The 6,371-nt window shown below is 62.2% G+C and carries 10 protein-coding genes; 5 read left to right on the top strand and 5 right to left on the bottom strand.

What is annotated here, in order from left to right; all coding sequences use genetic code 11:
• Positions 1 to 1,040 (top strand): RAD52 family DNA repair protein (locus KBY71_RS14350; RefSeq protein WP_315858573.1); only part of this gene is annotated, 1,040 nt, incomplete at its 5' end.
• Between the two features lie 304 nt (positions 1,041 to 1,344).
• Here KBY71_RS14350 and KBY71_RS14345 read toward each other — a convergent pair.
• From KBY71_RS14345 to KBY71_RS14335, 3 genes are read right to left on the bottom strand one after another with little or no spacing between them, the layout of a single operon-like run.
• The gene (locus KBY71_RS14345; protein ID WP_254929572.1) at positions 1,345 to 2,004 is read right to left on the bottom strand and encodes a dual OB domain-containing protein; all 660 of its coding nucleotides are present in this window, start codon (positions 2,002 to 2,004) and stop codon (positions 1,345 to 1,347) included.
• A gap of 3 nt (positions 2,005 to 2,007) precedes the next feature.
• Positions 2,008 to 2,457, bottom strand: coding sequence for a DUF488 family protein (locus tag KBY71_RS14340; protein WP_254929571.1), 450 nt, complete (start codon positions 2,455 to 2,457; stop codon positions 2,008 to 2,010).
• Between the two features lie 9 nt (positions 2,458 to 2,466).
• Positions 2,467 to 3,123 carry a DUF488 family protein gene (locus tag KBY71_RS14335; RefSeq protein WP_254929570.1) on the bottom strand — a complete coding sequence of 219 codons (657 nt, stop codon included), beginning with the start codon at positions 3,121 to 3,123 and terminating at the stop codon, positions 2,467 to 2,469.
• A gap of 108 nt (positions 3,124 to 3,231) precedes the next feature.
• Between KBY71_RS14335 and KBY71_RS14330 the strand changes: the two genes are divergently transcribed.
• The 3 genes from KBY71_RS14330 to KBY71_RS14320 all read left to right on the top strand — a co-directional run bounded on the left by KBY71_RS14330 (position 3,232) and on the right by KBY71_RS14320 (position 5,210).
• Positions 3,232 to 3,531: a hypothetical protein gene (locus tag KBY71_RS14330; protein ID WP_254929569.1), complete on the top strand. Its 300-nt coding sequence runs from the start codon at positions 3,232 to 3,234 to the stop codon at positions 3,529 to 3,531.
• A gap of 210 nt (positions 3,532 to 3,741) precedes the next feature.
• Positions 3,742 to 4,194, top strand: a complete 453-nt coding sequence (locus KBY71_RS14325) for a DUF6932 family protein (RefSeq protein ID WP_254929568.1) — start codon at positions 3,742 to 3,744, stop codon at positions 4,192 to 4,194.
• A complete protein-coding gene (locus KBY71_RS14320; RefSeq protein WP_254929567.1) occupies positions 4,194 to 5,210 on the top strand; it encodes a hypothetical protein in 1,017 nt (338 codons plus the stop codon). The genes KBY71_RS14325 and KBY71_RS14320 overlap by 1 nt, the downstream gene beginning before the upstream one ends.
• Before the next feature lie 77 nt (positions 5,211 to 5,287).
• Here the strand turns inward: KBY71_RS14320 and KBY71_RS14315 are convergent, their stop codons facing one another.
• Positions 5,288 to 5,611 carry a hypothetical protein gene (locus KBY71_RS14315; protein WP_254929566.1) on the bottom strand — a complete coding sequence of 108 codons (324 nt, stop codon included), beginning with the start codon at positions 5,609 to 5,611 and terminating at the stop codon, positions 5,288 to 5,290.
• Complete coding sequence (locus tag KBY71_RS14310; RefSeq protein WP_254929565.1) at positions 5,604 to 5,774, bottom strand: hypothetical protein; 171 nt, start codon at positions 5,772 to 5,774, stop codon at positions 5,604 to 5,606. The genes KBY71_RS14315 and KBY71_RS14310 overlap by 8 nt, the downstream gene beginning before the upstream one ends.
• 100 nt (positions 5,775 to 5,874) lie before the next feature.
• On the opposite strand from KBY71_RS14310, the gene KBY71_RS14305 reads away from it, so the two are divergent.
• The coding region (locus tag KBY71_RS14305; protein WP_254929564.1) for a hypothetical protein at positions 5,875 to 6,371 on the top strand (497 nt) is incomplete at its 3' end.

The raw sequence follows: 6,371 nt of genomic DNA, 5'->3' as shown, positions 1-6,371 counted from the left end.
TGGCGCATCCACTGACGGCTTCAGGCCACCTGCAAGTGGGATTCCGGTGGTGCAGCCGGGACCCCTCCCCTCTTCACACCATTGCTTCCATCGCCATGACCGTCGCCGCTCCTTCTACAAACGGAACCCGCACCTCCAGTCGCCCCTCTGCTCCTCGCCTCGCCCAAAGGCCGCCTTCGGCCCTGGAGCTGATCCGATCTCCTGACCGCGCCGAGGCTGCTTCTTCATCAGCCACGCCGGAATCAGCGTCGGCCGCCGTCTCGGTTCAGTCCCCAGGCTTCTCCCCCGAGCAGCTCGCTGCCCTCGCCGCTCCCCTCGATCGGGCCAACGTCCGCCAGCGGGAGCAGGGCCGCAGCCGAGTGAGCTATCTGGAAGGTTGGCAGGTGATCGCGGAAGCCAACCGCATCTTTGGCTTCGATGGCTGGCAGCGGCAGACCATCGCCGTCCGCTGCGTCGCCCAGGCGGAACGAACAATCGGCCGGGATCAGAAGCACGGTTGGGGCGTCACCTACACCGCCCGCGTGCGCGTCACTGTTAGCGCCGGAAGCCTGATGCCCCTGGTTCGGGAGGGCAGCGGCGCCGGCCACGGCATCGACGTCGACCTGGGGCAGGCCCATGAATCCGCCCTCAAGGAGGCCGAAACCGACGCCATGAAGCGGGCACTGATGACCTTTGGGAACCCGTTTGGCCTGGCGCTCTACGACAAGGCGCAGCGGCAGGTCAGCAGCGCAGCAGGTCAGGGAGAGGGAGCGCAGCGGCCAGGTGGGCAGCAGCCTTCCGTGAGCCGGGCGGCGGCTGGCGCTCCCTCCCCCACCACTGCATCCCCGGCCCTGGTCGACCCCGGCCAGGTGGCACTCGATGTCAGAACGATCCAGCACCTCCACAGCAGCCTGCGGGCGCTCCCCCGGCCCCGGCTGGAGAGCCTCACCCGGGCCTTCCGCAAGCGGTTCCAGGTGCCAGAGGAAGCGGTGACAATCGCCGATCGGATCAACCAGAAGTGCCACCACGACTGGATTGAGGCGTTCTTGGTGCAGCAGTAGTCACCGGCAGTGGATGGATGGCAGCGTCAGGAGGCTCCACCTTGAGTGGGGCCTCATCACATCACCTGACCACTGCAACGGTCAGCAAGCTGCGCAGATCAGGGGCTCGATCGAAAGCTGGGAGAGTTGCTCAGCCACTTGATGCTGGACTTCCTCACTCTGTTGGCTAAGGGGCAACACCTCCAGGCATGGACTCCCACAAGTCAGGTTGATCTCCTGGCCCTTCATCAACGCTAGAACCATGCTGGGGCTTGGCCAAATTCGATGCCTTCAGGGAAAATGGTTCGCAACTCACTCTTTAAGCCTATTCAGTAATCCAACCAGCCAGTAGCTTCCAGCCCACAGGCCCCTCAGCCCAGTCCTCTATCGGTGGAGTCCAAGGAACACTGAGACTGATCACTGCATAGCCCTGCTGCCCGGTGATTTCCCGACCATTGAGCTGTTCAGTAAGTACGCAGTCAGTGACGCTAATCCCCCGAAGCTCAATGCCTTCGGCTGTGGACAGCGTGGCTTTCCACTTGCCGCCACTTTGGTCAAAATCAATACGGCGTACTTTGCGAAGTTCAAGAGTCGTGCGCTCAGCAAGTGGCTTTAACTCGATCACGTCGGGACGTGTGTACTTGGCTTGGGAATGCAGGATCCGAGCAGCGGTGCAGAGATAGCGATGAAGATCTCTGGTGCCAGCCACACCTAACTTTGTCCAGGGTGTCGCTTCGATCCAGCGATTTTCTTTGGCATGGCAGTAGTCAAACCCAGCAGGACCATTGTGAGCTAGATCCATCTGGATTAGATCTAGGGGTTGCGGCTCTTGGCCATTTGCCTGACGCTCGCGAAGAGGCACCTCCCCTTTTGGGGTATGGCGGCTTACGGGGCGTACCCACTGCCCGGTACGCACATCGATGCCGGCGATGCAGCGTTCGCCCTCCTTTTTAGAGTTGGCCAGGCAGAGCACAGTAGTTTCCATACCTCAGAGGTGCACGATCTCCACTCCTCCTCCAAGATGATTCTTGAAGAACTCTGCTGCCAGCCTTCTGTGGCAATGGTGTGGAGTTGCCTCACTGCAAAGCAAGCAAGCCCCATCCAGCAAGTCGGCTGGAAAGAGATCTTCGACATGGCGCTTGTCGATCAGATCGTTGTAAGCGGTGGCATATGTGTCCCAGGTGATCTCGCCTTTCTTGTAGCTCTTTAGAATGTCGTCAGTAGGCGCGAGCTTCAGGGCGTGATCATAGCTTACCCCAGCCACCTTATCCAAGAAGAATGCAAGATCATCCTTCTTGGTGAATCCCGCCAGCTGCGAAACATTGTTCAGTCGCGTGTCCAGCACTTTATTTGCTCCACTCTTCTGTATCAATTCAAAGAATTGCCTGGCGTTCTTCTTGGTGAATCCGATCGTGTAGAGCGTGATCTTCTTACCCATGGGAATGCATCAGGCGGCAATCAGTGGTTTGGTGTAAGCAATCCGTCGCCCCTGTTGGCGGTAGGCCTCATCAAGCTCTTCTTCTGGGCTGATTGGTCGGCCCTGAGTGACCTCGCGACCTAGAAGATCCAGCTGCACATCTCCTCCTGAGACCTCCAAGATGCCGAGTCTCTGCAAGGCCCGGCGCATGCGGTGTTCGAGCTCCTGATGGCTCTCCAGTGATCCATCTCCAAGGATGTGCTGCACGTCCACCCCCCTGGCCTGAAGGTGCCGGCTGACTAGGATTGATCGATGGCAAGTCAGGGGGTCCCGCTCTGCGCATAGCAGCGCCAGGGTCATCCCTCGTCCCAGCCCCTTCAGCACCCGGCTCAGGCCTAGTTGAAAGGCTGGCAACTGAGCCACACGTTCATAGGCAGCCTGCAGCCCGTCGTAGGCCGATTCCTCCTCCCGCCGGGCGCCCAGCTCCTCTCCAAGGAACACGTAGCGGATGCCGTGCTTGTGGAACTCCGCCTCAAGCTCAGGCCTGTTGAACTGTGGTAGACGGCGGCTGTAAGGCATGGAGCGGACATCCGCCACAGCGTTGATCCCATGCAACTGGAGCAGTCCCACCAGCTGGCCCAGAGTCTGGTTGGAGTGGCCCACCGTGTAGAGACGCACGGGATGCATGCTGCTCAGCGTCCCCATTCTGTCAAAGACGCCCCGGATCGAGCAGGGCCTGGCTGGTCTTTCAGTTGCGGACTGGGATTTCGGCGTACCGGGCCTCGACTCGACTCCATGACAAGCGTTGTGGGTGGTCATGGGTGGGGGCTGAACGGCGGTGTCGTTCGCCAGCCCAGCCATGGCCGCCACTCTCCTGGTCCGCGCCTGCCCGATCCGCATCATCTCGGTGCACCTGCTCGTAGCCCCGGCTTCCGCGAAGCGGTTGCCGCCGGCCAGCTGCTGCGGGTGCTGTTCCTCGATCGCGAGGGGCGCATCAGCGCCCAGCCGCACTACGCGCCCAGGGCCGAGGCCATGATCCTGGCCTCCAATCAGCAGCGAGTGCTTGGGCCCCAGGCCAGGGTGCACGTGCTCTGAGGCGCCAGCGCCTCTCCCGGCTGGCACTCCCGGCCGGTATGCCATCGGACCCTGTCATCAGCTACCCGGATCGCCGAGGACTGGGTATAAACCTGGCAATCGCGGCAGCCCATGCCCGGCTACGCCATCAGCACGATCATCGAGGCGGCTTCATCTGTCGCAGCAGCAGGCAGGGCCCTGAGCCTCGGGGCAGCGATTGCTGGATAGCGGATGCCGATCCCTTCCTTCGATCGGTTTGGCCTGCTGCCTGGTGGCATTCATGAGTGCACCATCAAGGAGGTAGAGGTGAACTTGGCCTGGAATGACGAGCGGCGGCGGCTGACCTCACTGCTGCGGGAGTTCATCGCTGTTGAACTGACGCCGCGGTTCACCATGGCGCCTCCGGTTCTTCTCGATGGCAGTTATGTGAGCAAAAAAGCCAGCCCCAGCAACATCAATCTCGTGCTGGAACTCAGCGGCCTCTCCGATGAAGAGCAGTGGGAAGGACAGATTCTGTTTCAGCGGAAAGCCGAACTCTTGGGTTGCTATCAGATCGAGATGCTCCCAGGCTTGAAGGGTCTCAAGCAGGACTTCGTTGATCTGTTGCAGACCCTGCGACCCCAGACAGCCTTCGAGATGGGGTTGCACCACGGCCACCGCAAGGGCGTGTTGAGGTTGATCTGATGAGTGGCTGGATCGACGCGATAGAGGCCAAAGCCCGCATCATTCACCGGGAGCTCCAGTCCGCTCGGGAACTGGCTAGGCGCATGGGGCAGGAGCCGGAAGAGATCACCAGTGCCTACATGGAGATGCTGGCCAAGCTCTACCGCGAGGACTTTTCCTATGCCCTGCTGGCCGACAACGCGGATCTGATCGCCCGCTACCGGGGGCCCGGTGTCGCCCATCGAGAGCCGCCTGTGTCGCTGGTGACGACTGTCTTCGGAAAGCTCCGGGACGAGATCCAGAAGGTGGCCAAGGCGATCGCCGGAATGGAAGAGAAGAAGGTGCGCTGGCCGGCCGATCTGGACCCCCAGCTGGCAGGGGTGACCTACGGCAGCCTTGTGGTTGGCATGCGGGTGCCTCGCCCCGGGGATGTAGGTGCCGATGGCCAGGCGGTGCTACCCGGGGTGACCGATGACCTTTACCAGGCAGTGCAGACGGCCGTGCAGAGCCTGCCTGCAATTCCACGTCTGATTCGGGACGGCCAGATCAGCGAGGCCATCTACGAGCAGTTCCCCGATCCCGCCGTGCGCGACACGGTGATGGTGGCAGCCAGGCGCTTGGCACCATCCGCCCAGAACAAGGCGATCAGTGAGCTGTTCCTCAGCGGCCCGCAGCCCGATGAAAATCTGGGCCCGGCTCAGCCCCTCACCAAGCAGAGCCGCCAGATCATTGGCCGCAGCCTCAATACCCCCAGCAGCCGGCGCCTGAAGGGCAATGGTGAGTTCGAGGGCGTGGTGCGGGAGGTGGATCTCGATGCCCGCCGCTTTGAGATCCGGGGTAGGGGGGCCAGCAGCGGCATGCGCTGCATCTACGAGCCCCTCTACGACGGAGACATCATCGGCCTGCTCAATGCAGCCGTGTGTGTGAAGGGCAGCTACGAAGCTGCGGCGGATGAGCAGCCCAGGTTGGTTCGGGTGGAGCAGATCACAATCACCAAGCTGCCGGATCAGCAACTGGCATTGGGGGTTGAACGCTAGCCCCGCCAAAAAATTCCAGACCCAGTGGTTGTTATTTGATCAGGAACTGTCGATGCACTGGTCCGGCAGCATCGAGATCACGGGCTCTTCACGCAGTAGGAGCCGGAGCTGAACCAGCCCAACGGGCAGGCGTTGCCCGTTTTCTGAATGGCCTCGCGCTCGTTACTGGGGCTGCTGAGGCAGTAGTTGCCAGACGAGTAGAACCCCAGCGGGCAGCCAGCACCACTTTTCTCAATGGCGCCGCGGGTGTTGCCCCCGGAGCTGGGCACGCAGTAATTGCCAGAGCTGTAGTAGCCGAGTGGACACCCTCCCACTTTCGGGAGGGGGCGCACCGGCTGCTGGGCCAGCGCCGCACCGGCGCTCAGCAGCATCCCGGCAGCGATCAACAGGGTCTTACGCATCGCTGGAGGGCTGGGCCAGTTCATCGAGAAGGCGGCTCACCAGTGCCCCGCGGCTGCGCAGTCCCCACTCCTCGCGCAAGCCATCCAGCCACACCAGGGTGGATTGGCGCAGCTCAAGGGTCACCTGCACATAGGGATCGTCGCTGGAATCGTCGGGGGGCATTCGCCGGTGGCCGGGGTTCCAACGATCGGTCTGATGCCGTTCTCGTGCAAGAGCGATGCAGGCAGACTTGAGCAACCAATGGACGAGGGGCTACCACGCGATGCCCACCAACACTCAGATGGAGCGTTGTATCGCCAGCGAGCGTGGTGCGCTGGTGTTCTGGTCGCCTGATGCCAGTCAGCGCAAGGCTGGTGCTCGGGTGCAGATCATTGATGTCTTCTCGCTGCAGGTGGCCACGGGCTACACCCGTGACCCCCAGGGAAGGTTGTTGCTGGAAGCGCAGCCATCCGTGGCAGCAGGGCGTAGTTGGAGCCTGGCCAAGGCTGCGCAGTTGATCCGCAACGATGCCCGCCCGCACCGCTGGGTGGCCTTGCAGCTCGATAAACGGGCCTGGGGCCTGTTCTGGGCAGGGGGTGGGCTGCAGCATTGCCGTGATCTGCTGGTCGCCCAGGTCAGCGAGGCGGAAGCCTGCTCGGCGTTGGTTCCAGTCACACCGGAAGCCCTGTTGCGTCTGGTGCTGGATCTGGAGGCTGAGCGGGCCGTGCCCGCTGGCTCCGCGAAACCGGCCGCTGCATGGCGCAGGGTTCAGCCGGTCAA

Source organism: Cyanobium sp. T1B-Tous (assembly GCF_024345475.1).
Lineage (GTDB): Bacteria > Cyanobacteriota > Cyanobacteriia > PCC-6307 > Cyanobiaceae > Cyanobium_A.
The sequence above is the reverse complement of the archived record's forward strand: the minus strand, read 5'-3'. Positions and strand labels throughout refer to the sequence as shown.